At 70.2% G+C, this 2748-nt stretch carries 3 protein-coding genes; 2 read left to right on the forward strand and 1 reads right to left on the reverse strand.

What is annotated here, in order from left to right; translation table 11 throughout:
* Positions 1–179 precede the first annotated feature (179 nt).
* Both DQW85_RS24760 and DQW85_RS24765 read left to right on the forward strand, forming a co-directional pair.
* Positions 180–467, forward strand: a complete 288-nt coding sequence (locus DQW85_RS24760) for an antibiotic biosynthesis monooxygenase family protein (RefSeq protein WP_113702407.1) — start codon at positions 180–182, stop codon at positions 465–467.
* Between the two features lie 90 nt (positions 468–557).
* Positions 558–1943: a glycine--tRNA ligase gene (locus DQW85_RS24765; RefSeq protein ID WP_113702406.1), complete on the forward strand. Its 1386-nt coding sequence runs from the start codon at positions 558–560 to the stop codon at positions 1941–1943.
* Positions 1944–1984: 41 nt separating this feature from the next.
* Here the strand turns inward: DQW85_RS24765 and DQW85_RS24770 are convergent.
* The coding region (locus DQW85_RS24770) for a dienelactone hydrolase family protein (RefSeq protein ID WP_162795343.1) at positions 1985–2748 on the reverse strand (764 nt) is incomplete at its 5' end.

A 2748-nucleotide genomic window follows, 5' to 3' on the forward strand; every position in this document is an offset into this window, starting at 1 on the left:
AGCGGGCGCCTCGCCCTCGGCCCTGCCGTCCCCCCGCCGCGGGGCCGGCCGGAAGGGCGCCGGCGGCGGTCGTCATTGGTGGCCACGGGCCGAGCCTAACCCCCCCCGGGCCCCTGCCGCCCGGCTCCACCCGACCGGAAACGCCCAGCGGTGCGAGAAGGTCTGACATCCTGGTGTGCGTGCTCGCCGTAATCCGTTACACCGTGCCCGAATCCCAGTCCCAAGACTTCGTCAAGCAGGGCCACGCCATCCTCGACACGCTCGCCCTCCAGCCCGGCTACCTGCGCGGCAGGCTCGCCCGGTCGGTCGACGAGCCCAACCTGTGGGCCCTGGTCAGCGAGTGGGAGGGCGCCGGGTTCTACCGCAGGGCGCTCTCGGCCGCGCGGATGGCGATGTATCCCCTGATGATTCTCATGGTCAACGAGCCCAGCGCGTTCGAGGACGTCTACACACAGGACGGCGCGTAGTCAGACTCCGCGCGAGGGCGGCCCCACGTCCCCTAAGCTGGGAGCTCATCCGTTCCTCGCCGACCTCCAGCCGGAAAGAGACCCATCCACATGGCACGCCGCACAGACGTCATGGACACCATCGTCAGCCTCGCCAAGCGCCGCGGGCTCGTATACCCGTCGAGCGAGATCTACGGCGGTCTGCGTGCGTCGTGGGACTACGGCCCGCTGGGAGTCGAGCTCAAGAACAACGTCAAGCGCCAGTGGTGGCAGTCCATGGTCCAGATGCGCGACGACGTCGTGGGCCTCGACTCCTGCGTCATCCTCGCCCGCGAGGTGTGGCAGGCCAGTGGCCACGTCGAGACGTTCACCGACCCGCTGACCGAGTGCCAGTCCTGCCACAAGCGCTTCCGCGCCGACCACCTCGTCGAGGCCTACGAGGAGAAGAACGGCCGCCCGCCCGAGCACGGCCTGGCCGACATCACCTGCCCCAACTGCGGCAACAAGGGCGCCTTCACCGACCCCAGGCAGTTCAGCGGCCTGCTCAAGACCTACCTCGGCCCGGTCGAGGACGAGTCGGGCCTGGCCTACCTGCGCCCCGAGACGGCCCAGGGCATCTTCATCAACTACCTCAACGTGCAGCAGTCGGCCCGCAAGAAGATCCCGTTCGGCATCGGCCAGATCGGCAAGTCGTTCCGCAACGAGATCACGCCGGGCAACTTCATCTTCCGCACCCGCGAGTTCGAGCAGATGGAGATGGAGTTCTTCGTCAAGCCCGGCACCGACGAGGAGTGGCACCAATACTGGATCGACGAGCGCTTCCGCTGGTACTCCGACCTCGGCATCAACAAGGACAACCTCCGGCTCTACGAGCACCCCAAGGAGAAGCTGTCCCACTACTCCAAGCGCACCGTCGACATCGAATACCGTTTCAACTTCGCCGGCAGCGAGTGGGGTGAGCTCGAAGGCATCGCCAACCGCACCGACTTCGACCTGACCGCCCACTCCAAGGCGTCCGGCGTCGACCTCAGCTTCTTCGAGCAGGACACGGGCGAGCGCTACGTCCCCTACGTCGTCGAGCCCGCCGCCGGTGTCGACCGGGCGACGCTGACGTTCCTGCTCGACGCCTACAGCGAGGACCAGGCGCCCAACGCCAAGGGCGTCATGGAGACGCGCACCGTCATGCGGCTCGACCACCGGCTCGCCCCGGTCAAGGTCGCCGTGCTGCCGCTGTCGCGCAACGCCGACCTCTCGCCGAAGGCCCGCGACCTCGCCGTCCAGCTGCGCAGGCGGTGGAACGTCGAGTTCGACGACGCCGGCGCGATCGGCCGCCGCTACCGCCGCCAGGACGAGATCGGCACGCCGTTCTGCGTCACGGTCGACTTCGACACCCTCGAAGACCAGGCCGTCACGATCCGCGAGCGCGACTCGATGCGCCAGGAGCGCATCGCCCTCGACCAGGTCGACTCCTACCTCCGCCAGCACCTCAACGACTGACCCCGCGGCCGCCCGCGTGCGCCTGACCGAGGCGCGCCCGGTCAGGCGAGGTAGCGGCCGAACCAGTCCAGGAGCTTGTCGTAGGCCTGGGCGGCGGCCTGGGCGTCGTAGCGCGGCCCCGTCTCGTTGAAGAACGCGTGCTGCGCTCCCAGATACGTGACGATCTCGTGCGTGAGCCCGGCCTTCTTCAGGGCGGCCCCGGCGACCGGGCGGGTGGCGTTGACGCGGTCGTCCAGCCCGGCGTAGACCGCCAGGACGGCCGCTCTGCTGCCGCTCAGGCCGGCGCCTTCCGGGAACGGGCCGTAGAAGGGCGACGCGGCGGACAGGCGGGGCTCGCCGGACGACAGCAGCAGCCAGGTCATGCCGCCGCCGAAGCAGAAGCCGACCATGCCGAGCTTCGCGCCTTCGGCCCGTTCGGCCAGCTCGCTCACGGCGGCCTTCATGTCGGCGACGAAACGCTCGGGCGCGATCTCGCCGAGCTTGGCCGTGACCTGCGCCGTGTCGGCGAACGCGTCGGTGCCGCCCTCCCGCGACAGCAGGTCCAGCGCCAGGGACGAGTAGCCGCTCGCGGCGAGCCGGCCCGCGACCGAGCGGGTGTGGTCGTTCAGGCCACGGTTCTCGTGGATGACCAGGACCGCGCCCTTGGGCTCCTCGGCCTGCGCCCAGGCGCCCTGGAGCGTCACCCCCTCCGGCCCGGGGAACGTGATCGGCTGCGTCGGCAGTGGTGAAGGGCCCGCGGGCGTGGCCGGGCCGGTCGGCGAGGGCTCCGGGCCGGTCGGCGTGGCCGACGCGGCGCCGGAGGTGG

It is taken from the genome of Nonomuraea lactucae, from assembly GCF_003313395.1.
In the GTDB taxonomy this organism is placed as follows: Bacteria; Actinomycetota; Actinomycetes; order Streptosporangiales; family Streptosporangiaceae; genus Nonomuraea; species Nonomuraea lactucae.

Excerpts from the sequence above, each read along its gene's own strand:
- DQW85_RS24765 (WP_113702406.1), top strand. The coding sequence starts at position 558 with ATGGCACGCCGCACAGACGTCATGGACACCATCGTCAGCCTCGCCAAG.